General features: G+C 71.8%; 24 protein-coding genes. 12 read left to right on the top strand and 12 right to left on the bottom strand.

What is annotated here, in order from left to right; all coding sequences use genetic code 11:
* Positions 1–29 precede the first annotated feature (29 nt).
* On the bottom strand, positions 30–779 hold the full coding sequence (locus OG392_RS24580) for a class I SAM-dependent methyltransferase (RefSeq protein ID WP_329282933.1): 750 nt from the start codon (positions 777–779) through the stop codon (positions 30–32).
* A gap of 94 nt (positions 780–873) precedes the next feature.
* Here OG392_RS24580 and OG392_RS24575 point away from each other — a divergent pair, with 94 nt between their 5' ends.
* A complete protein-coding gene (locus OG392_RS24575) occupies positions 874–1,494 on the top strand; it encodes a CGNR zinc finger domain-containing protein (RefSeq protein ID WP_329282932.1) in 621 nt (206 codons plus the stop codon).
* On the opposite strand, the gene sodX is transcribed toward OG392_RS24575, so the two are convergent.
* Entirely contained in the window at positions 1,407–1,832 is a 426-nt protein-coding gene (gene sodX, locus OG392_RS24570; protein ID WP_329287431.1) for a nickel-type superoxide dismutase maturation protease, read from the bottom strand. The genes OG392_RS24575 and sodX overlap by 88 nt on opposite strands.
* Positions 1,833–2,017: 185 nt before the next feature.
* On the opposite strand from sodX, the gene sodN reads away from it, so the two are divergent.
* Together sodN and OG392_RS24560 are read left to right on the top strand one after the other, a co-directional pair.
* The gene (gene sodN, locus OG392_RS24565; RefSeq protein WP_030320908.1) at positions 2,018–2,413 is read left to right on the top strand and encodes a superoxide dismutase, Ni; all 396 of its coding nucleotides are present in this window, start codon (positions 2,018–2,020) and stop codon (positions 2,411–2,413) included.
* Positions 2,414–2,513: 100 nt separating this feature from the next.
* The gene (locus OG392_RS24560) at positions 2,514–2,900 is read left to right on the top strand and encodes a VOC family protein (protein WP_329282929.1); all 387 of its coding nucleotides are present in this window, start codon (positions 2,514–2,516) and stop codon (positions 2,898–2,900) included.
* Here OG392_RS24560 and OG392_RS24555 read toward each other — a convergent pair.
* Together OG392_RS24555 and OG392_RS24550 are read right to left on the bottom strand one after the other, a co-directional pair.
* Complete coding sequence (locus OG392_RS24555) at positions 2,897–3,439, bottom strand: GNAT family N-acetyltransferase (RefSeq protein ID WP_329282927.1); 543 nt, start codon at positions 3,437–3,439, stop codon at positions 2,897–2,899. The genes OG392_RS24560 and OG392_RS24555 overlap by 4 nt on opposite strands.
* Positions 3,436–4,404, bottom strand: a complete 969-nt coding sequence (locus tag OG392_RS24550; protein ID WP_329282925.1) for a LysR family transcriptional regulator — start codon at positions 4,402–4,404, stop codon at positions 3,436–3,438. Before OG392_RS24550 ends, OG392_RS24555 begins: the two co-directional genes overlap by 4 nt.
* A gap of 186 nt (positions 4,405–4,590) precedes the next feature.
* Here OG392_RS24550 and snpA point away from each other — a divergent pair, with 186 nt between their 5' ends.
* A complete protein-coding gene (gene snpA / locus OG392_RS24545) occupies positions 4,591–5,247 on the top strand; it encodes a snapalysin (RefSeq protein WP_329282922.1) in 657 nt (218 codons plus the stop codon).
* A 129-nt stretch (positions 5,248–5,376) separates the two neighbouring features.
* On the opposite strand, the gene OG392_RS24540 is transcribed toward snpA, so the two are convergent.
* From OG392_RS24540 to OG392_RS24530, 3 genes are read right to left on the bottom strand one after another with little or no spacing between them, the layout of a single operon-like run.
* Complete coding sequence (locus tag OG392_RS24540) at positions 5,377–5,793, bottom strand: DUF6304 family protein (RefSeq protein WP_329282921.1); 417 nt, start codon at positions 5,791–5,793, stop codon at positions 5,377–5,379.
* Positions 5,794–5,835: 42 nt separating this feature from the next.
* Positions 5,836–6,147: a hypothetical protein gene (locus OG392_RS24535; protein ID WP_329282919.1), complete on the bottom strand. Its 312-nt coding sequence runs from the start codon at positions 6,145–6,147 to the stop codon at positions 5,836–5,838.
* Between the two features lie 43 nt (positions 6,148–6,190).
* Positions 6,191–6,772: a dihydrofolate reductase family protein gene (locus tag OG392_RS24530; protein WP_329282917.1), complete on the bottom strand. Its 582-nt coding sequence runs from the start codon at positions 6,770–6,772 to the stop codon at positions 6,191–6,193.
* Positions 6,773–6,893: 121 nt separating this feature from the next.
* Here OG392_RS24530 and OG392_RS24525 point away from each other — a divergent pair, with 121 nt between their 5' ends.
* The gene (locus OG392_RS24525) at positions 6,894–7,469 is read left to right on the top strand and encodes a TetR/AcrR family transcriptional regulator (RefSeq protein ID WP_329282914.1); all 576 of its coding nucleotides are present in this window, start codon (positions 6,894–6,896) and stop codon (positions 7,467–7,469) included.
* Positions 7,470–7,484: 15 nt separating this feature from the next.
* Here OG392_RS24525 and OG392_RS24520 read toward each other — a convergent pair whose 3' ends face one another.
* Together OG392_RS24520 and OG392_RS24515 are read right to left on the bottom strand one after the other, a co-directional pair.
* Complete coding sequence (locus OG392_RS24520; RefSeq protein WP_443055094.1) at positions 7,485–8,534, bottom strand: family 2 encapsulin nanocompartment cargo protein polyprenyl transferase; 1,050 nt, start codon at positions 8,532–8,534, stop codon at positions 7,485–7,487.
* Positions 8,535–8,634: 100 nt separating this feature from the next.
* Positions 8,635–10,053 carry a family 2B encapsulin nanocompartment shell protein gene (locus tag OG392_RS24515; protein ID WP_329282911.1) on the bottom strand — a complete coding sequence of 473 codons (1,419 nt, stop codon included), beginning with the start codon at positions 10,051–10,053 and terminating at the stop codon, positions 8,635–8,637.
* 287 nt (positions 10,054–10,340) lie between these two features.
* On the opposite strand from OG392_RS24515, the gene OG392_RS24510 reads away from it, so the two are divergent.
* Together OG392_RS24510 and OG392_RS24505 are read left to right on the top strand one after the other, a co-directional pair.
* Positions 10,341–10,931 carry an N-acetylmuramoyl-L-alanine amidase gene (locus OG392_RS24510; protein ID WP_329282910.1) on the top strand — a complete coding sequence of 197 codons (591 nt, stop codon included), beginning with the start codon at positions 10,341–10,343 and terminating at the stop codon, positions 10,929–10,931.
* Between the two features lie 48 nt (positions 10,932–10,979).
* Positions 10,980–11,954, top strand: coding sequence for a 1-aminocyclopropane-1-carboxylate deaminase/D-cysteine desulfhydrase (locus OG392_RS24505; RefSeq protein ID WP_329282909.1), 975 nt, complete (start codon positions 10,980–10,982; stop codon positions 11,952–11,954).
* On the opposite strand, the gene OG392_RS24500 is transcribed toward OG392_RS24505, so the two are convergent.
* Positions 11,930–13,525, bottom strand: coding sequence for a Na+/H+ antiporter (locus OG392_RS24500; RefSeq protein ID WP_329282907.1), 1,596 nt, complete (start codon positions 13,523–13,525; stop codon positions 11,930–11,932). The two genes, OG392_RS24505 and OG392_RS24500, sit on opposite strands and share 25 nt — an antisense overlap.
* 39 nt (positions 13,526–13,564) lie before the next feature.
* Here OG392_RS24500 and OG392_RS24495 point away from each other — a divergent pair, with 39 nt between their 5' ends.
* The 3 genes from OG392_RS24495 (at position 13,565) to OG392_RS24485 (ending at position 15,640) form a co-directional block, all read left to right on the top strand.
* Positions 13,565–13,825, top strand: a complete 261-nt coding sequence (locus tag OG392_RS24495; RefSeq protein ID WP_056567228.1) for a UBP-type zinc finger domain-containing protein — start codon at positions 13,565–13,567, stop codon at positions 13,823–13,825.
* Positions 13,826–14,144: 319 nt separating this feature from the next.
* Positions 14,145–14,558 carry an anti-sigma regulatory factor gene (locus OG392_RS24490; RefSeq protein WP_015036094.1) on the top strand — a complete coding sequence of 138 codons (414 nt, stop codon included), beginning with the start codon at positions 14,145–14,147 and terminating at the stop codon, positions 14,556–14,558.
* The gene (locus OG392_RS24485) at positions 14,555–15,640 is read left to right on the top strand and encodes an RNA polymerase sigma factor SigF (RefSeq protein WP_329282901.1); all 1,086 of its coding nucleotides are present in this window, start codon (positions 14,555–14,557) and stop codon (positions 15,638–15,640) included. Before OG392_RS24490 ends, OG392_RS24485 begins: the two co-directional genes overlap by 4 nt.
* Positions 15,641–15,646: 6 nt before the next feature.
* On the opposite strand, the gene OG392_RS24480 is transcribed toward OG392_RS24485, so the two are convergent.
* Entirely contained in the window at positions 15,647–16,078 is a 432-nt protein-coding gene (locus OG392_RS24480; protein WP_329282898.1) for a hypothetical protein, read from the bottom strand.
* 176 nt (positions 16,079–16,254) lie between these two features.
* On the opposite strand from OG392_RS24480, the gene OG392_RS24475 reads away from it, so the two are divergent.
* On the top strand, positions 16,255–17,223 hold the full coding sequence (locus OG392_RS24475; RefSeq protein WP_329282895.1) for a diacylglycerol/lipid kinase family protein: 969 nt from the start codon (positions 16,255–16,257) through the stop codon (positions 17,221–17,223).
* A 318-nt stretch (positions 17,224–17,541) separates the two neighbouring features.
* Entirely contained in the window at positions 17,542–17,799 is a 258-nt protein-coding gene (locus tag OG392_RS24470) for a WhiB family transcriptional regulator (RefSeq protein ID WP_003953983.1), read from the top strand.
* Positions 17,800–18,048: 249 nt separating this feature from the next.
* Here the strand turns inward: OG392_RS24470 and OG392_RS24465 are convergent, their stop codons facing one another.
* The gene (locus OG392_RS24465; protein WP_329282893.1) at positions 18,049–19,515 is read right to left on the bottom strand and encodes a sensor histidine kinase; all 1,467 of its coding nucleotides are present in this window, start codon (positions 19,513–19,515) and stop codon (positions 18,049–18,051) included.
* Positions 19,516–19,563: the final 48 nt, after the last annotated feature.

Raw genomic sequence — 19,563 nt, 5'->3', positions numbered from 1 at the left:
CGTACCGCCCCTTCCCGCGTCCGCGGCGCCTACTTCACGGCGAGGAGCAGGGTGTCGGACGGCGAGGCCCAGACGGTCCTGGCCTCGCCGAACCCGGCGGCGAGGAGGGTCTCGGCGTGCCAGCGCGGGGAGGGCGTGTCGCCGTCCGCGTGCTCGCCGTAGATCTCGAAGCGGCGGGCGGTGGGCCCGGCGAGGACCGGGTCCTCGGCGGCGAGGGCCCACCACTCGGCCCAGTCCAGGGCTCCGCCGGTCCTGGCGCGGTCCATGACGGCGTGCCGCTGGGCGCGCTCGGCGGCGTTGATCCGGGGGGTGGCCGTGTCGATCATGTGGTCGGCGTTCATGAAGACGCCGTCCTCGCGGACGAGACCGGCGAGCCGGCCGTAGAGGGCCGTCAGGGGCTCACTGTGGAGCCAGTGGAGCGCGGTGGCGGTGAGGACGGCGTCGTACGCGTCGTGGGGCAGCCCGGCGGCCCAGTCGGGGTCCTTGAGGTCGGCGGTCACGAAGGTGACGCGCTCGTCCCCGGCGAAGTAGCCCTCGGCGATGGCGAGGAGGGCCGGGTCGAGGTCGACACCGGTACTGGTCGCCTCCGGGAACCTCTTGAGGAGCCGATCCGTGATACTTCCCGTACCGCACGCGAGGTCGAGGACGCGGGGCTTCGGTCCCACCATGGCCTCGACCATGTCGAGCATCACCCGGAAGCGCTCCTCACGGTCCGGCATGTACCACTCCTGCTGACGGTCCCAGCTCTGCTGCCAGCCCGCCCAGTCGGTCCCGGTCATGGTCGGTCCTCCCCCTCTTCGTAATACCCTCATAGGGGCAACAGCCGTTACCCCTTCCGACCGAGACACTAGCCCGCCGAAGTAAGGACTACAAGTGGAACTGGCCCATTACTCGGATTTCGCCGTACGTCTGGTCAACACCGAGGAGCCCGCGCGCGGAAAGGACTCCCTCGCCTCCGTCGAGGTGGTCCGGGACCTCTTCGGCGAGGCCTCCCAGATGGCCCGGCGGGTCACGGACGCGGACCTCCCCCGCTTCCGCGCGGTACGGACCCGGCTGCGGGCGGTGTTCACGCTGGCCGACGAGGGCGACCACACGGGAGCCGTCGACCTCCTGAACTCGCTCCTCCTGGAGTTCCCGGTCAGCCCTCAGATCTCGGGCCACGACATCCTCGACGAGAACGGCCGCCCCCGGTGGCACATGCACCTCGCCGACCACTCCTCGAACGCGACCACGGGCTACGCCGCCATCTGCGCGATGGGGCTGGCCTTCCATCTGACCGAGTTCGGCGCCGACCGGCTCGGCCTCTGCCAGGCGCCCCCCTGCCGCAACGCCTACCTGGACACCTCCACCAACCGCTCCCGCCGCTACTGCTCGGACCGCTGCGCGACCCGCGCCAACGTGGCCGCCTACCGGGCCCGCAAGCGTCTGGAGGCAGACCGGACGGGCCTCACCGCCGAGAGCAGCCAGGAGAGCGTCACCCCCGGCGACCGCTGACGCCCCGGCGTCAGCGGCCGGTAGCGCGCCCGCACCCGCCCGAGAACGAGCTCGGGCGGTACGGCCCCGAAGACCCGGCTGTCGCCCTCGGCGTCCGGGTTGTCGCCGAGCACCCACCAGCCGCCGTCACGTCGCTCGATCAGCCGCTTCACGATGAGCAGATCCTGCTGCAGCGGGTGCCGCACCACGGCCACGCACCCCGGCCGCAGGCGTCCGCCGTAGTGCACGAGCAGCTGGTCCCCGTGCAGCAGCGTGGGCACCATGGACACCCCCGTCACCTCGGCGATCCCGAACGGAGCCCCGGCTTCCGCCGCCCGCTCCCGCCCCGCTTCCCTCATCGGCACCTCACGCTCCGCCCGCCCGTCCACACGCGCATCGACCCACACATCCGCTCGTTCACTCGTACACGAGTCCCATGGTGACCCTGGACTTTTGACCTAAGCCCCAGGGGGCGCCCGCGAAATCGCCCTTCTCACCGAGTAATGTCCCACCTGAGAAGACGATCACGAGGAAGGACGGCACAATGCTCTCCCGCCTGTTTGCCCCCAAGGTGAAGGTCAGCGCCCACTGCGACCTCCCGTGCGGCGTGTACGACCCGGCCCAGGCCCGCATCGAGGCCGAGTCGGTCAAGGCTGTCCAGGAGAAGTACCAGGCGAACGAGGACGCGCACTTCCGCGCCCGCGCCACGGTCATCAAGGAGCAGCGCGCGGAGCTCGCCAAGCACCACGTGTCGGTGCTCTGGAGCGACTACTTCAAGGCTCCGCACTTCGAGAAGTACCCCGAGCTCAACCAGCTGGTCAACGACACCCTGAAGGCCCTCTCGGCCGCCAAGGCGTCGACCGACCCGAAGACGGGCGAGAAGGCGCTGGAGCTCATCGCCGAGATCGACCGCATTTTCTGGGAGACGAAGAAGGCCTGACCTTCTCGTTCCCGTCCGAAGGGGTACGACCGCATGGCGGTCGTACCCCTTCGGGGTTTCCCGCCGCGATGACGGCGTACCTACAGAAGGGTGATGTTCCATGCGCGTCAAGGCTTTCGACCACCTGGTGCTCAACGTGACCGACGTCGAGCGGGCGCTCGCGTTCTACACCGGGCTCCTGGGGCTCGCGGGCGAGCGGGTCGAGGAATGGCGGGACGGGAAGGTGTCGTTCCCGTCCGTCCGGATCGACGAGGGCACCGTCATAGACCTCTTCTCGCGCCCGCGCGGCGAGTCCAACGTCGACCACATCTGCCTCGTCGTGGACCCGCTGGACTGGCAGGAGGTCATCGACTCGGGGACGTTCGACGTCGTCGAGGGACCCGTCCCCCGCTGGGGCGCCCGCGGTTCGGCCCAGTCGGTCTACGTGAAGGACCCGGACGGCAACACGGTCGAGCTGCGGTGGTACCCCCAGGACGTGGCGGGCTAGGGCTCTCGGCGGCGCCCGCCACCGGGGCCGGGCGGCTGCCCACCGGGTCCCGGCAGCCCCTGGGCGTCCGCGGAGAGCAGGCTGTAGCGGTGCTTCTCCTTCGACGTCGCACCCAGGCGGTCGTAGAAGCGGATCGCGCTCTCGTTCCACGCGGGGGTCTGCCACTGGATCTCCGCCAGGCCCAGGGCGCGGGCCTCGGCCCGCACCGCCGCCATCAGAAGGGGGCCCAGACCGTGACCCCGGGAGCTCTCCGTGAGGTAGAGGCAGTCCATGTGGAGGTACTCCGTGCCGTCCCAGGTGGAGAGCTCCGGGGCACAGCTCGCGTACCCGGCGAGGGTGCCGTCGGGGAGGGCGGCGACCAGGCAGCGGAGGCGGGGCGTTTCGGTGCCGAAGAGGAGGCCGGCGAGCCGGCCGGCGAGGCCGGGGGCCGGAGGTGCCGCCTTCTCGTACGCCGCGTGCTCGGCGATGAGTTCCACGACCCGCGGCAGGTCCTCGGGGCGTGCGTGCCGGACCAGTGCCTGTGCCGGGTGTGCGCTCATGCCGTCATCATGCACGGTCCCACCGACAGGCCCGCCGCCGTCCCCTGCCGTTGGAGCCATTCGCGGTACGGGGCCGCTCTCAGGGCCACCTCCCGGTAGGCCGAGGCGAGTTCCGCGTACAGCGTGTCCAGGGGCGCCCCGGGCCGCGCGTACAGCAGGAGCCGGACCGCCAGCGGATCGCCCCGCAGCGGGCGGACGGCCATGTCCTCGCGCGGCGCCGAGGTCGGCTGGCAGGGGGCGACGGCCTCTCCGAGGACGATGAGGGAGGCGGCCGTGTGGTAATCGCCGTGCAGCAGCGGCGGGTCGATGCCGGCGGTGTGCAGGACCCGGCGGAGGCCGTCCCATTCGCCGTCGACGGTCGGATCGACCATCCAGTGGTCGCCCGCCAGGTCGGCGAGGTCCACCACCGCCTCTGCGGCGGCCGGATGGTCGCGGGCCATGGAGACGAACTGCGGTTCGCGGGCGACCAGGACCCGGCCCTCGAGGTCCTCGGGAACCCGTAACGGGCAGCCCTCCACCTCGTGCACGAAGGCCACGTCGAGCTGCCCGGCGGCGACGCTCCGGAGCAGCGCGTTCGCGGAGACGTCCATCCGCAGGCCGATGTCGGTGCCGGGCAGCCGCTGGCGGAGCCGGCGCAGCCAGCCCGGGAGCGCCCGGCTCGCGGTGGAGCCGACGCGGAGCCCGAGTCCGTCGGTGCGGGCGGCGGCGGCCCGGGTCTCGGTGACGAGCGCCGCCATGTCGGCGACGAGCGGGCGGGCCCGGCTGAGCAGGGAGCGGCCGAGCGGGGTGGGGCGGCAGCCGGTGCGGCCGCGGGAGAAGAGCTCGGCACCCAGGGAGTTCTCGATGCGACGGAGCTGGGTGGTCAACGAGGGCTGGCTCATGCCAAGTTGGCGGGCCGCCTTGTGCAGGCTGCCCGTGTCCGCGATGGCGCAGAGCGCGCGCAGGTGTCTCACCTCCAGGTCCATGCCCCGAGGGTAGGGCGGCTCCCTGGCTCGCACCAGATACCCGGAACCCCTCAATCACCTTTGATTTAAAGGGAGTTGGGGGTCTTTCGACCAGGTGATGCAGTGATGCTATCGCCGGTTGACATCATCCCCACGCGCCCCGGCTCCCCCGAGACTCTCTCCCATCCCCTACAGGAGGAGCCCCCCATGCGTCACCCCAAGGTCCTCACCTCTGTCCTGGCCACCGCCCTCGGCCTCGGCCTCGCCGCCTCCCTCGGCGCGGCCCCGGCCGTGGCCGCGAGCGCCCCCACCGGTGTCCCGGCCGCCGGCAACGCCTCCGTGGCGTACGCCGGTTCGGCCGCCGAGGCGAAGGCCAACCAGGCCTTCTTCGACGCCGTCGTGAAGTCGGTGGCGAAGAAGCGGGCCGCCACCCCCGGCGCGGCCGCCGTCACCGTGGTCTACAGCGCCGCCAACGCGCCGAGCTTCCGCAGCCAGATCTCCCGCTCGGCCCAGATATGGAACAGCTCGGTGGTGAACGTCCGGCTCGTCGAAGGCGGCAACCCGGACTTCACCTACTACGAGGGCAACGACTCCCGTGGCTCGTACGCGAGCACCGACGGTCACGGCAGCGGCTACATCTTCCTCGACTACCGGCAGAACCAGCAGTACAACTCGACCCGCGTGACCGCCCACGAGACGGGCCACGTCCTCGGGCTGCCGGACCACTACAGCGGTCCGTGCAGCGAGCTGATGTCGGGCGGCGGCCCCGGCACGTCCTGCCAGAACGCCCAGCCGAACTCGCAGGAGCGGTCCCGCGTCGACCAGTTGTGGCGCTACGGCCTCGCCTCCGCGTTCAAGAACTGAGCACGCGCGGGCTGAGCGAGCGCGGGAACCGAGCCCCGCGCGAGAGCTGAGCACGAGGAGAACGAGTGGCGGCGGCGTCCCCTCCCCGGGGCGCCGCCGTCCTCGTTCTCTCGTGCCGCACGTGTGCTGTCAGGCCGCCTGGAGCAGTCGGCGGCCGAAGTCGGCGCCGGGCGGCAGCTGGCGCCTGACCCGTTCGAGCGCCCCGTCGAAGTCACCTCCGGCGACGCACGACTCGAAGGCGGCGCCACCGTAGTGCAGCGTCAGACTGAGGTCCGCGCGCTCACCGAGCGTCAGCAGACAGCTCAGCGTGGCCTGCTGGGAGGCGCCGTCCATGACGACGGGGAGCGGCAGGTCCCACTCCAGGACGCAGGCGGTGAGGGCCTGCCCGCCCTCCGCCGCGCTGAGCGCGGCGAAACCCTCGCCCGTGTACTCGATCCCCCTGATCCGGGTGGCGACCCGCCGCCCGTCGGCCGTGATGACGATCGCTTCCGCGCCGCTGCGGTCCCGGTACCAGCCGGTCCAGACTTCCGTCGACTCCGATGACATGCGCGGACTGTAGCCGTACGACAGGCTCCGGCGCGCGTCCGGTCACCCTGTGGCCTGACTTCTCCCGATCTCGCCGTTCTTGCCGGTCACGTGCGTGCTCGCGGCTTCCGCCCCCGCCGCGGGGCGCGTACCGGCGGCCACGTCGGCGGGCATGTCCACGGTCGCGGCGAGGTCCGCCTCCACGCCCTCGTGGAGCGTGCAGTCCGGGTTGCGGCAGGGCTGCACCTCCCACTCCGGCACCCAGGCCCCGAGGACCTTGTGCCGGGTGGCCGTCATCGCTCGCGGCTGCCCGCAGGCCGGGCATCCGTGCTCGGCCCGGGGGTCGCGCGTCGTGTGGGACGCCTCGTCACCCATAGGTCCAGGGTAGGACGGCTCGCACGCGAGCGCCTGCCGCCGTCTACCGCTTCCTGGTGTACGTACGGACGAACGCGCCGTTGCCGAAGACGCGCAGGTCGTTCAGCTCGAAGTCGCGGGGCTCGAAGCCGGCGCCGAACATCGGCATGCCGGAGCCGTACACCTGCGGATAGGTCTTGATGATCAACTCGTCGATCTCCTCGATGAGCTCGCCCGCGACCGTCGAGCCACCGCAGAGCCAGACGTCCAGGGGGCTGTCCTCGGCCTTGAGCTCGCGGACACGGCCGACGAGGTCGTCGGCGATCAGCTCCACGTTCGCGTCGGGCGACTCGGGCAGCGAGCGGGTGGCGACGAACTCCCGCAGGTGCCCGTACGGGCTGGTGATGCCCACGTCCAGGGCGAGCTGGTACGACGCCGCCCCCTGGACGACCGTGTCGAACCGCTGGTTCTCGGCGTCGACCCCCAGTGCCTCCCGGCCCTGGGCCGCGATGGTCTCCGGGTACTCGCCGGTCAGGAACTCCAGGAACTCGGCGTCCACGAACTTGTACATGGAGGTGGCGTCGCCCTTGGGGTCACCGATGAAGCCGTCGATGGTGCAGGCGATGAAGTACGTGAGCTTGCGCAAACCGGTCCTCTTTCACTCCGGAACGTGACTGCGACCGCAACCACGACGGCTATAGTGCTTCACCTGTAGTGGTTGCGCAAGCCCTATTTTCGAAGAAGTTCGACGAAGGAGGAGACACGACATGGCGAGAAACCCCGAACGACGGACGGCGCTGCTCGACGCCGCCATCCAGGTCCTGGCGGACGAAGGTGCCCGCGGGCTGACCTTCCGCGCGGTCGATGCCCGCGCCGGGGTCCCCACCGGCACCTCGTCCAACTACTTCCGCGACCGGGACCAGGTGCTCTCCGAGGTCGCCGACCGGATCTTCGAACGGCTGACCCCGGAGCCCGGCGTCATGGAGGCCGCCATGGCACCGGCGCCGAGCCGCGCCCTGGTCCTCGAGCTCATGCGCCAGGTCGCCCAGCGCCTCGCCGACGAGCGCACCTGCTACCTCGGGCTCTTCGAGCTCCGGCTCGAAGCGGTACGCCGCCCCGAGCTGCGGACCCAGCTCACCAAGGTCCTCCGGGGCGATCTGGACGCGAACGTCCAGGGCCACCTGGAGGGCGGGATGCCCGGCGACGCGGACACCGTCCGGCTGCTCTACTTCGCCCTCACCGGACTGCTGCTCGACCACTTCACGGTCCCCGGCCTGCACGGCGACCGGGACCTGGACGACCTGATCGAGACCGTGGTCACCCGGATCGTCCCCGAGGCGTGACGGCGCCCCGGGGCCTCAGCGCGTCCGCCGCGTGACGAACTCCGCGAGCGCCAGCAGGTCCCCCGCCGCCGTCAGGTCCGGGACCGCCTGGGCCAGGTGCTCGACGGCGCGGCCCATCCGCTCGGCCGCCTGGTCCTGCGCCCAGTCGCGCCCCCCGGCCCGCTCGACCGCGTCCGCGGCAGCCCGCACCGCCGCGGCGTCGAGGACCGGGCGGGCGTACAGCTCGGCCAGCTCCTCGCCCGCCGGCGTCCCCGAGGCGAGCGCCGCCACCACCGGCAGCGACTTCTTGTGGGCGACCAGATCGGCCCCGGCCGGCTTGCCCGTACGGTCGGGGTCGCCCCAGATCCCGATGAGGTCGTCGATCAGCTGGAAGGCGAGGCCCGCCTCCCGGCCGAACGCGTCCATCGCCGCCACCTCCTCCTCCCCCGCGCCCGCGTAGAGCGCGCCGATGGCGCAGGAGGCGCCGAGCAGCGCGCCGGTCTTGGCGGTGGCCATGGCCAGGCACTCGTCGAGGGAGACCTCGCGCGGCGCCCGCTGTTCGAAGGCGCAGTCCGCCTGCTGTCCCGCGCAGAGCTCGATGATGCAGGCGGCGAGCCGCGCGGACGCGGCCGCCGAGGCGGGGTGCGGATCCTCGGCGAGCATCCGCAGGGCGAGCGCGCTCATCGCGTCACCGGCGATCAGCGCGTCCGGGATGCCGAAGACCGTCCAGGCGGTGGGCCGGTGCCGCCGGGTCACGTCCTCGTCGACGATGTCGTCGTGGAGCAGGGTGAAGTTGTGCGCGAGCTCCACCGCCGCCGCGGCCTTCACGGCCGGTGCCTCGTCGGCACCGAGCGCGCGGGCCGCCGCGAGGACCAGGGCGGGCCGGATGGCCTTGCCCGGCGGCTCCGTGGCCGGGGTGCCGTCGGCGTGCTCCCAGCCGAAGTGGTACATCGCGACCCGCCGTATCGAACCGGGCAGGGTCTCGACGGTCGAGCGCAGTTGGGGATGGACGGCCGTCCGTGTCCGGTCCAGGAGCCGCACGGCCCCCTGACCGTCGGTGACGGGATCCCCGCCGGCAAGGGTCAAGGTCACTTCCTTCGTCTCCTCCGTGGCGATGCTGCGCGGCGGCGAGCCGGGAACGCCCGGGGGCGGGAGGGTTCGGTCCCCGCCCCCGGGCCCCGTCGGCTCACCGCCAGCGGCTGACCTCGACGTTCTCCAGGACACCGAGCGCGTCCGGGACGAGGATCGCCGCCGAGTAGTAGGCCGTCACCAGGTAGGAGATGATCGCCTGCTCGTCGATGCCCATGAAGCGGACGGAGAGGCTCGGCTCGATCTCGTCGGGGATGCCGGTCTGGTGCAGACCGATCACGCCCTGGTCGGCCTCGCCCGTACGCATGCAGATGATCGAGGTGGTCCGGGCGTCCGACACCGGGATCTTGTTGCACGGGTAGATCGGCACACCGCGCCAGGTCGGGATGCGGTTGCCGTTGATGTCGATCGTCTCGGGCACCAGACCGCGCTTGTTGAGCTCGCGGCCGAAGGCGGCGATGGCGCGCGGGTGGGCGAGGAACAGCTTGGATCCCCGGCGGCGGGAGAGCAGCTCGTCCATGTCGTCGGGGCTGGGGGCGCCGTCGTGGGGCTGGAGGCGCTGCCCGTAGTCGCAGTTGGCGAGGAGGCCGAACTCCTTGTTGTTGACCAGCTCGTACTCCTGGCGCTCGCGGAGCGCCTCGACCGTGAGCCGCAACTGCTGCTCGGTCTGGTTCATCGGCTGGTTGTAGAGGTCGGCGACACGGCTGTGCACCTTCAGCACGGTCTGGGCGACGCTCAGCTCGTACTCGCGGGGCGAGGCGTCGTAGTCGACGTACGTGTGCGGGACGACGGCCTCACCGACGTGGCCCGCGGAGAGGTCGATCTCGGCCTCGCCGTACCTGTTGGTCCGCTGCTGGGGCAGGGCGGCCACGCTCGCGAGGTGGGCGGCGAGCGAGCCGGCCCGCTCCGCGAGGTTCCGCACGTCGTCGCAGGTGAGCTCCAGGACCGTACAGGCGGTGGCGGCGCGGGCGGACCACTCCCAGGTGGCCTCCGGGTCCACGAGGGCGTCGTCACCGAAGTAGGCGCCGTCGGCGAGGACTCCGAGGACGGCCTCGTCGCCGTACGGCCCCTCGCCGATCTGCTCGATCCGGCCGTGCGCGAGGAGGTGGACCCGGTCGGTCGGCTCGCCGGCGACGGCGACGACCTCGCCGGCCGCGTACTCCCGCTGGCGGCAGCGGGCCGCGAGCTCGGTCAGGGCCTCCTCGTCCTCGTAGCCGCGCAGGACGGGGAGTTCGCCGAGTTCGGCGGGGATCACCGCGACGCGCTCTCCGGTCTGGACGAAGGTGACCCGGCCGTCGCCCACGGAGTAGCTGAGCCTCCTGTTGACCCGGTACGTACCACCCTGCACCTGGACCCAGGGCAGCGCCCGCAGCAGCCACCGTGAGGTGATCTCCTGCATCTGCGGCGCCGACTTGGTGGTCGTGGCGAGGTTCCGCGCGGCCGCGGTGCCGAGACTCTGCTGCGGCGCCTGCTGCTCCGCGACGCGGACCTCGTCGCCAACCGAACCAACGGACATGGAACTCCCTCTCGTATGACTGACTTGCGAGACGAAGCCTTTCAGCACGGAACGTGTCGGCGCCATTACACATTCGAGTGGGACTGTTCGACGATCTTCGGGGCATGTCACGTGATTTCCATCCGAACAGCGGAGCCCCGCCCACCCCACCGGCCCCTGTCCGGATCGGCTCGCACACGGCCCGAACGGATGGCACCGAAGGAGCGGAGTCCGGTACTCCGGAACCTTCGGCGCACCGGACTCCGGCGCTCCGGAAGCCCCCACCCGTCCTCCGAAGGGAGTCGGTCATGTCCACCCCCATGTCCGCGAGCAGGTTTCTCGGCGCGCTGCGCGACGCGGGCCTCGCGGTCGTCCAGGTCGGCGAATGGTCCACCCACAACCGCAACCACAAGGGCCCCTGGGGCCCCGTGCACGGCGTGATGATCCACCACACCGTGACCCGCGGCACCGCCCAGACCGTCCGCATCTGCCGGGACGGCCACGCCGGCCTGCCCGGGCCGCTCTGCCACGGCGTGATCGCCAAGGACGGCACCGTCCATCTCGTCGGCTACGGCCGCGCGAACCACGCGGGCCTCGGCGACGACGAGGTCCTCAGGGCGGTCATCGCCGAGCAGGGCCTGCCCCGGGACGACGAGGCCACCACGGACGGCAACCGGTACTTCTACGGCTTCGAGTGCGAGAACCTCGGCGACGGCAGAGACCCGTGGCCGAAGGTCCAGCTGGAGGCGATCGCGAAGGCGGCGGCCGCGCTGTGCCGGGTGCACGGCTGGACTCAGCGCTCGGTCATCGGGCACCTGGAGTGGCAGCCGGGGAAGGTGGACCCGCGCGGCTTCACGATGGCCTCGATGCGCGAGCGGGTGGCCGAGCACCTGCGCTGACCGTCCGGGGCCGCGCGGACCACGGCCCGGCACCCGGACAATGGCCGGGTGAACGCGTTCGACCTCTCCCGCCTGCGGCCCCGGCTCCCCTCACCCCTGGAGCCGGTGGAGGACGAGCGCTTCACCCGGCGCGGGCTCACGCTCGCGCTCAAGCGCGAGGACCTCATCCATCCCGATCTGCCGGGCAACAAGTGGCGCAAGCTCGCGCTCAACCTGGAGGCGGCGGGCGGCCGTCCCGTGCTGACCTTCGGCGGCGCGTACTCCAACCATCTGCGCGCGGTCGCGGCCGCCGGACGGCTGCTCGGCTTCCCCACGGTCGGGATCGTGCGCGGCGACGAGCTGGCCGGACGGCCGCTCAACCCCTCGCTCGCGCGGTGCGCGGCGGACGGGATGCGGCTCGTCTTCGTGGACCGGGCCACGTACCGCGCGAAGAACGACCCGGCCACGCGCGCGACGCTCCTGGAACGGGCCCCCGCGGGCGCGTACGTGGTCCCGGAGGGCGGCAGCAACGCGCTCGCCGTCCAGGGCTGCCTGGAGCTGGGCCGGGAGCTCGCCGGGGCGGCGGACACGGTCGCCATCGCCTGCGGCACGGGCGGCACCCTGGCGGGCCTCGCGGCCGGCCTGGCCCCCGGGCAGCGCGCTCTGGGCGTCCCGGTCCTCAAGGGCGGTTTCCTGGGCGGAGAGGTACGCGCCCTCCAGGTGGCGGCGTTCGGCGGCCCGCGCGGCGACTGGCGCCTGGACGAGCGCTTCCACGGCGGCGGCTACGCGCGCGTGTCCCCGGCTCTCGACGTGTTCGCACGCGACTTCGAGGCGCGGCACGGACTCGCCATCGAGCGGCTGTATGTGGCCAAAATGCTGCTCGGCCTCACGACCCTGGCGGAGGAGGGCGCGTTCCCGGCGGGCACCCGGCTCGTGGCGGTCGTGACGGGCGCCCCGGACGCGCCCCGGCCGGAGGACGGGACCGTTCAGGAGCAGGGGTCCCGGCCGGACGACGGGACTCAGCCCGCGGTCTCCTCGCGGTAGGCGGCCGCCTCCTCCAGGTCGAGCCGGCGGAGCAGCGTCCGCATCATCTCGTCGTCGATCCGCCGGGCGTCCCGCAGCCGCACGAAGACCTCCCGCTCGGCGTCGATCATCTCCCGCGACAGCCGCCGGTAGGTGTCGTCCGCGGTCTCCCCGGTGACCTCGTTGACCGCGCCGAGCCGCTCCCAGACCGCGTTGCGGCGTCGTTCCAGGACCGTGCGGAGCCGGTCGGCGAGGGGCTTCGGCAGGGCGTTGCGCTCGTCGGCGAGCAGTGCGTCGAGGCGCTCCTCGGCGGCCTGCGAGGCCTCGCTCTGCGCCTGTGCCTCGGCCAGGGTCTCGGCGTACCGGTCCTTTCCGGGGAGCTTCAGGAAGCGGATGAGCGGAGGGAGGGTGAGGCCCTGCACCACCAGGGTGCCGATGACGGTGGTGAAGGTGAGGAAGAGGACGAGGTTGCGGGCCGGGAACTCCACGCCGTCGGTGACCACGGGGATGGAGAAGGCGATGGCGAGCGAGACCACTCCGCGCATGCCGGCCCAGCCGACGACGAGCGGGGCTCTCCAGTCCACCCCCGGCTCCCGTTCCCGGACCCGGGCGGAGAGCCGGGGCAGGAAGGTCGCCGGGTAGACCCAGACGAAGCGGACCACGACCACCGCGACGAAGACCCCGATCGCGTACCAGGCCGCCTCGGCCATCCCGTACTGCCCCAGCCCCTGGACGACGTACGGCAGCTGAAGGCCGATCAGGGCGAAGACGGCGGACTCCAGGACGAAGGCGACCATCTTCCAGACGGCCTCCTCCTGGAGGCGGGTCGCGAAGTCGACCTGCCAGGCGCGGTGGCCGAGGAAGAGGCCGACCACGACGACGGCCAGGACACCGGAGGCGTGCACCTCCTCGGCCGCCGCGTAGGCGACGAAGGGGATGAGGAGGGAGAGGGTGTTCTGCAGGAGGGAGTCGCCGAGACCCCGGCGCAGCCAGTGGATGGGGACCATGAGGACCAGTCCGACGCCGATGCCGCCGAGGGCCGCGAGGGCGAACTCCCCGAGGCCGCCGGCCCAGCTCAGCCCCTCGCCGACGGCCGCCGCGAGGGCGACCTTGTACGCGGTGATGGCGGTGGCGTCGTTCACCAGGGACTCGCCCTGGAGGATCGTGGTGATCCGGTTCGGCAGCCCGAGCTTGCGGGCGATGGCCGTGGCGGCGACCGCGTCCGGCGGGGCGACGACCGCGCCGAGCACCAGGGCGGCGGTGAGCGGCAGGTCGGGCACGAGGACGTACGCGAGCCAGCCCACGGCCACGGTGGCGAAGAGGACGTACCCGACGGAGAGCAGTGCGACGGGCCGGATGTTGGCCCGCAGGTCGAGGTAGGAGGAGTCGACGGCCGCCGTGTAGAGGAGCGGGGGCAGGATCAGCGGCAGCACGATGTGCGGGTCGAGGGTGTAGTCCGGCACTCCGGGCACGTAGGCGGCGGCGAGACCGACGGCGACCAGGAGGAGCGGCGCGGGCACCGGGGTCCTGCGGGCGAGCCCCGCGATCGCCGCGCTCGCGGCCACGAGTGCCACCAGTTGTAGAGCGTCCATGCCCGTCCCCGTCTCGTCCCGCAACGTAACCTGGCCATCATGAGCGAGTGCCCGCACGTTGCCGAAATGCCGCGCCCCGAACCGGCGCCGCTGGCCGACACCTGCCCGGAGTGCCTGGCGGACGGAACACATCCGGTCCAGCTGCGGCTCTGTCTGGCCTGCGGTCACGTGGGCTGCTGCGACTCCTCGGCGGGGCAGCACGCGACGGGGCACTTCTCCACGACGGGGCACCCGGTGATGCGGACCTTCGAGCCGGGCGAGGCCTGGCGCTGGTGCTTCGTGGACGGGTCGATCGTCTGAGTCCCCGGCCGGGCCGATGGTCCGACCGTCCGGCGATTCGGCCGTTCGACGATTCGCCCGCCCCACGGTTGGGTACGTCACCCCTCCGCCGGTCGCTCGCTTCCGTCCTCCACAGCCCCCTGCCCACCGTCCGCACCCATAGGCCTACCATGGGTGACGACCGGCGGCCGGGGGGCCGGTGGGGGCGGGGGTTCACGGCGACACGGCGGGACGGATCGCGATAGCGTCACGGCGGACTGCGCAGCCCCCTGCGTACCGCCCGGTTCGGGGGCCTCTCCCCCCGAGCCCCGAATGAGCTTGTGCCACCTTGGAGGTGAGGGTGTCCCAGATCGCAGGCGAGCCCGGGACCCAGGACTTCGTGGAAGTCCGGCTGCCCGCTGCGGGTGCCTATCTGTCCGTGCTGCGTACGGCCACGGCCGGCCTCGCGGCGCGCTTGGACTTCACCCTCGACGAGATCGAGGACTTGCGGATCGCGGTCGACGAGGCCTGCGCCATCCTGCTCCAGCAGGCCGTGCCGGGATCCGTCCTCAGCTGTGTCTTCCGGCTGGTCGACGACTCCCTCGACGTGACGGTCTCCGCCCCGACCACCGACGGCCGGGCGCCCGAGCGTGACACGTTCGCCTGGACGGTGCTGTCGGCACTGGCCGGGAAGGTGGAATCGTCGGTGGCCGAAGACCGTACGGTCTCGATCAGCCTGTACAAACAGCGCGGCGCGGGGCCAGGCCCGGCGTGAGGCGCGGGGACGCGACGGCCGGCATCCCTGAGCAGCAGGCACGGCCGTATGAGGTCGCTACGGAGCAGGCGGACCAGATGAGCGAGCACGAGCAGCACCACGAGGTTCCCGAGACGACGCCGGGCGTCTCCGAGGCCCCCCGGGGGCCCGCGCGTGCGGAGGGCTCCTCCGAGGCGGGCGGCACCGTGGCGGCGAGCGCGGAGACGGCCACCGGGGCCGTCGCCGGGACGGCCACGGAGCCGGTCGCGGGACCGGTCGCGGAGACGGAGAAGGCGGAGGACGGGGACGAGCCGGACGACGCCCCCGACGTCCCCGCCGTCCCGGACCCGCACGACCGGAGCGGCGCCCGCGCGCTCTTCATCACACTGCGTGAGCTGCCCGAGGGTTCCCCGGAGAAGGCCGAGCTGCGCAACCAGCTGGTGCGGATGCACCTGCCGCTGGTCGAGCACCTGGCCCGGCGCTTCCGCAACCGCGGCGAGCCGCTGGACGACCTGACGCAGGTCGCGACCATCGGCCTGATCAAGTCGGTGGACCGGTTCGACCCTGAGCGCGGCGTCGAGTTCTCGACGTACGCGACCCCCACGGTCGTCGGCGAGATCAAGCGCCACTTCCGGGACAAGGGCTGGGCGGTCCGGGTGCCTCGCCGGCTCCAGGAGCTGCGGCTCTCGCTGACCACGGCGACGGCGGAGCTCTCCCAGCAGCACGGCCGCTCGCCGACCGTGCACGAGCTGGCCGAGCGGCTCGGGATCTCGGAGGAGGAGGTCCTGGAGGGCCTGGAGTCGGCGAACGCCTACTCGACGCTCTCCCTGGACGTCCCCGACACGGACGACGAGTCGCCCGCCGTGGCGGACACCCTCGGCGCGGAGGACGAGGCCCTGGAGGGGGTCGAGTACCGCGAGTCCCTCAAGCCGCTGCTGGAGGACCTGCCGCCCCGGGAGAAGCGGATCCTGCTGCTTCGCTTCTTCGGGAACATGACCCAGTCGCAGATCGCGCAGGAGGTCGGCATCTCGCAGATGCACGTCTCCAGACTGCTCGCCCGGACGCTCGCGCAGCTGCGGGAGAAGCTCCTGGTGGAGGAGTAGTCCTCGTCAGCTCTCCTGACCGGGGCGCCGGATCCCGAGCGCCTCGGTCGTGGCCGGGTTCACCAGGAGGACGAGCCCGGCGACGGCCAGGACTCCGAGGACGATGCCGGCGGGGATCATCACGCTGTTCGCCTGCAGCAGCTGCCAGGCGACCGGCAGGGCCAGGATCTGGGTGATCACGGCCGGACCGCGGCTCCAGGAACGGCGCGTCCACAGGCCCCGGGCGGCGGCGAGCGGGATGAGTCCCAGTGCGACGAGCGTCACGGCGCCCGTGGCGGCGCCGGTGAGGTCATCGGACGTCCCGGTCAGTGCGTGCACCAGCATGTAGACACCCCCGGCGAAGAGGCCGAGGGCCTCGACACCGGCCACGACCGCCGCGGCGGCGAGTCGGGCGGGGCGGGGGGTCTGCTCCGTGCTGCTCTCAGCGGGACTGCTCATACAGGGCAGGGTAGCGGGGCGGGCCCGGCCCGCCCGAAGCCGGGCGGAGGCACGGCCGCGGGGCCGGGGGCACGGCGCCGGCTCCGTGCGGTCGCGCTTGCCGGGGGCCGGGTCGGATACGTCCAGGGATCGGGCTGGAGTGGGCCCGGTACCGCCGGGTAGGTACCCTGGCGCTCATGCGCGCACTTCTCGTGGTCAACCCGGCAGCCACCACCACCAGTGCCCGCACCCGTGACGTGCTCATCCACGCGCTCGCGAGCGAGATGAAGCTGGAGGCGGTCACCACCGAGTACCGCGGACACGCGCGGGACCTCGCCCGACGGGCCTCGGACTCCGGCACCGTCGACCTGGTCGTGGCGCTCGGCGGCGACGGCACGGTGAACGAGGTCGTCAACGGACTGCTGCACGGCGGGCCCGACCCCGAGCGGCTCCCGGGCCTCGCGGTCGTCCCCGGCGGATCGACGAACGTGTTCGCCCGCGCGCTCGGACTGCCGAACGACGCCGTGGAGGCGACCGGCGCCCTGCTCGACGCGTTGCGTGAGAGGCGGACACGCACAGTGAGCCTCGGGCTGGCGTCGGGGACACCGGGCACGGAGGACGAGTCCGTCCCGTCCCGCTGGTTCACCTTCTGTGCCGGTCTCGGTTTCGACGCGAGTGTCATCGGCCGGGTCGAACAGCAGCGGGAACGCGGGAAGAGATCGACCCACGCCCTCTACCTGCGCCAGGTGGTGCGCCAGTTCCTGGAGGAACCGAACCGCCGGCACGGCACGATCACCCTGGAGCGGCCCGGCGCCGAGCCGGTCGAGGACCTCGTCCTCTCCATAATCTGCAACACCTCCCCCTGGACCTACCTGGGCAATCGCCCGGTGTACGCGTCCCCGGAGGCCTCCTTCGAAACCGCGCTGGACGTCCTCGGACTGCGCCGTCTCTCCACCCCGGCGGTGGCCCGGTACGCCACCCAGCTGCTCACCTCGACCCCGGAACGAGGGCCTCGCGGCAAGCACGCGGCGACTCTGCACGACCTGACCGACTTCACCTTGCATTCCAAGGTCCCCCTCCCCCTGCAGATGGACGGAGACCACCTGGGACTGCGTACGAGCGTGACGTTCACAGGCGTACGCCGTGCACTGCGTGTGATTGTGTGAGTGGAAGGGCCCAAAGTCCTTTCACTCGAACGTTTAGGCGCGCATCCACCCCTTAGAAGTACGGCTGTGACCTAGCCGACACCGAGGAATCAAAAAAAACTTTCCGGAAGGGGTTGTATCCGTTGCCGGGGTTTGGGAGTCTCTTCTTGGCGATCGGGACGGCCCGCAACACCGGCCTCCACTGAGAGCCAGAACCCCTCCTCAGTCTTAGGACCACACCAGTTCACCTGGCAGTCGGCCCTTCCCTTGCGGGGGGATTCGTGAAAGCGTTCACATTCACAAGCAACCAGCTTGTAACACCCTAGAGAGGTAGCAGCCATGGACTGGCGTCACAACGCCGTTTGTCGTGAGGAAGACCCCGAGCTGTTCTTCCCCATCGGCAACACCGGTCCTGCGCTGCTGCAGATCGAGGAAGCCAAGGCCGTCTGCCGCCGCTGCCCCGTCATGGAGCAGTGCCTGCAGTGGGCGCTCGAGTCCGGCCAGGACTCCGGCGTCTGGGGTGGCCTCAGCGAGGACGAGCGCCGCGCGATGAAGCGCCGTGCCGCTCGCAACCGGGCGCGTAACGCCAGCGCCTGACGCCCACCGACAGCCTGAGGCGAGCGGCGCATACATCGCGTATGCAATCACCGCCCTTGAGCCGCAGCGCGCAGCAGTAACCCACAGCATTCGAGCCCCGGGCCGACACCTTCGGTCCGGGGCTCGCTGCTGTGTACGCCCCGGACCGGTCCGCGACCGCTCTTCCCGCGGCCGGTATTTCGGCGGTCGGCATTTCGGCGGTCGGTATTCCCGCGGCCGGTATTCTCGCGGGCGCTCAGCCCGCGCCCGCTATTTCAGCGGCTGCACGGGAATGTCGAGTACCACCTTCGTGCCGCGCTCGGCGCCCGGCAGCATGTCGAAGGATCCTCCCAACTCCCCTTCCACCAGGGTCCGTACGATCTGCAGACCGAGGTTGCCCGCGCGCTGCGGGTCGAATCCCTCGGGCAGACCGCGGCCGTCGTCCTGGACCGTGATCAGGAGCCGGGCGTCGGGCCTGGGCTCGCCCCGTACGGCGGTGACCTCGACGGCGCCCTCGTCGCCCGGCGCGAAGGCGTGCTCCAGGGCGTTCTGGAGGACTTCGGTGAGGACCATCGAGAGCGGGGTCGCGACCTCGGCGTCGAGAATGCCGAAGCGGCCGTTGCGCCGACAGGTCACCCGGCCCGGGGAGATCTCGGCGACCATCGCGATCACGCGGTCGGCGATCTCGTCGAACTCCACCCGCTCGTCCAGGTTCTGGGACAGCGTCTCATGGACGATCGCGATCGAACCGACGCGCCGCACGGCCTCGTTGAGGGCCTCACGGCCGCCCTCGGAGTCCATTCGGCGGGCCTGGAGGCGCAACAGGGCGGCCACCGTCTGGAGGTTGTTCTTCACCCGGTGGTGGATCTCCCGGATGGTGGCGTCCTTGGTGATCAACTCGCGCTCGCGTCGGCGCAGTTCGGTGACGTCCCGGAGCAGGACGAGCGAACCGATGCGGGTGCCCTTCGGCTTGAGCGGGATGGCGCGGAGCTGGATCACACCGCCGTTGCCCTCGACCTCGAACTCGCGGGGCGCGTAGCCGGAGGCCAGCGTGACCAGGGCTTCGTCCACCGGCCCTCGGGAGGGGGCGAGTTCGGCGGTGATCTGGCCGAGGTGCTGGCCGACGAGGTCGGCGGCCAGGCCGAGCCGGTGGTAGGCGGAGAGGGCGTTGGGCGAGGCGTACTGGACGATGCCCTCGGCGTCGAGGCGGACGAGCCCGTCGCCGGCGCGGGGCGAGGAGTCCATGTCGACCTGCTCGCCGGGGAAGGGGAAGGTCCCGGCCGCGATCATCTGGGCGAGGTCGGAGGCCGACTGGAGGTAGGTGAGCTCCAGCCGGGAGGGGGTCCGGACGGTCAGCAGGTTGGTGTTGCGGGCGATGACGCCGAGGACGCGGCCCTCGCGGCGGACGGGGATGGACTCGACCCGCACCGGGACCTCCTCGCGCCACTCCGGGTCGCCCTCGCGGACGATCCTGCCCTCGTCGAGCGCGGCGTCGAGCAGCGGGCGGCGGCCGCGCGGCACGAGATGGCCGATCATGTCGTCCTGGTAGGAGGTGGGGCCGGTGTTCGGCCGCATCTGCGCGACGGAGACGTACCGCGTCCCGTCGAGGGTGGGGACCCAGAGGACGAGGTCGGCGAAGGAGAGGTCGGAGAGCAGCTGCCACTCCGACACCAGCAGGTGGAGCCACTCGAGGTCCGAGTCGCTCAGGGCGGTGTGCTGGCGCACGAGGTCGTTCATGGAGGGCACGATGCGAGCGTACCCGCGGAATAAAGGGGCGGTGAACCT

This window comes from Streptomyces sp. NBC_00691, assembly GCF_036226665.1.
Taxonomy (GTDB): Bacteria; Actinomycetota; Actinomycetes; order Streptomycetales; family Streptomycetaceae; genus Streptomyces.
The sequence above is the reverse complement of the archived record's forward strand: the minus strand, read 5'-3'. Positions and strand labels throughout refer to the sequence as shown.

What these genes read in the sequence shown, in the direction of transcription:
- OG392_RS24560 (WP_329282929.1), top strand. Translation starts at nt 2,514, where the DNA reads ATGCGCGTCAAGGCTTTCGACCACCTGGTGCTCAACGTGACCGACGTC.
- OG392_RS24500 (WP_329282907.1), bottom strand. Translation starts at nt 13,525, where the DNA reads ATGGACGCTCTACAACTGGTGGCACTCGTGGCCGCGAGCGCGGCGATC.
- OG392_RS24580 (WP_329282933.1), bottom strand. Translation starts at nt 779, where the DNA reads ATGACCGGGACCGACTGGGCGGGCTGGCAGCAGAGCTGGGACCGTCAG.
- OG392_RS24550 (WP_329282925.1), bottom strand. Translation starts at nt 4,404, where the DNA reads ATGGACCTGGAGGTGAGACACCTGCGCGCGCTCTGCGCCATCGCGGAC.
- OG392_RS24510 (WP_329282910.1), top strand. Translation starts at nt 10,341, where the DNA reads ATGTCCACCCCCATGTCCGCGAGCAGGTTTCTCGGCGCGCTGCGCGAC.
- OG392_RS24535 (WP_329282919.1), bottom strand. Translation starts at nt 6,147, where the DNA reads ATGGGTGACGAGGCGTCCCACACGACGCGCGACCCCCGGGCCGAGCAC.
- OG392_RS24555 (WP_329282927.1), bottom strand. Translation starts at nt 3,439, where the DNA reads ATGAGCGCACACCCGGCACAGGCACTGGTCCGGCACGCACGCCCCGAG.
- sodN (WP_030320908.1), top strand. Translation starts at nt 2,018, where the DNA reads ATGCTCTCCCGCCTGTTTGCCCCCAAGGTGAAGGTCAGCGCCCACTGC.
- OG392_RS24525 (WP_329282914.1), top strand. Translation starts at nt 6,894, where the DNA reads ATGGCGAGAAACCCCGAACGACGGACGGCGCTGCTCGACGCCGCCATC.
- OG392_RS24515 (WP_329282911.1), bottom strand. Translation starts at nt 10,053, where the DNA reads ATGTCCGTTGGTTCGGTTGGCGACGAGGTCCGCGTCGCGGAGCAGCAG.
- OG392_RS24475 (WP_329282895.1), top strand. Translation starts at nt 16,255, where the DNA reads ATGCGCGCACTTCTCGTGGTCAACCCGGCAGCCACCACCACCAGTGCC.
- OG392_RS24495 (WP_056567228.1), top strand. Translation starts at nt 13,565, where the DNA reads ATGAGCGAGTGCCCGCACGTTGCCGAAATGCCGCGCCCCGAACCGGCG.
- OG392_RS24480 (WP_329282898.1), bottom strand. Translation starts at nt 16,078, where the DNA reads ATGAGCAGTCCCGCTGAGAGCAGCACGGAGCAGACCCCCCGCCCCGCC.
- OG392_RS24470 (WP_003953983.1), top strand. Translation starts at nt 17,542, where the DNA reads ATGGACTGGCGTCACAACGCCGTTTGTCGTGAGGAAGACCCCGAGCTG.
- OG392_RS24540 (WP_329282921.1), bottom strand. Translation starts at nt 5,793, where the DNA reads ATGTCATCGGAGTCGACGGAAGTCTGGACCGGCTGGTACCGGGACCGC.
- sodX (WP_329287431.1), bottom strand. Translation starts at nt 1,832, where the DNA reads ATGAGGGAAGCGGGGCGGGAGCGGGCGGCGGAAGCCGGGGCTCCGTTC.
- OG392_RS24465 (WP_329282893.1), bottom strand. Translation starts at nt 19,515, where the DNA reads ATGAACGACCTCGTGCGCCAGCACACCGCCCTGAGCGACTCGGACCTC.
- snpA (WP_329282922.1), top strand. Translation starts at nt 4,591, where the DNA reads ATGCGTCACCCCAAGGTCCTCACCTCTGTCCTGGCCACCGCCCTCGGC.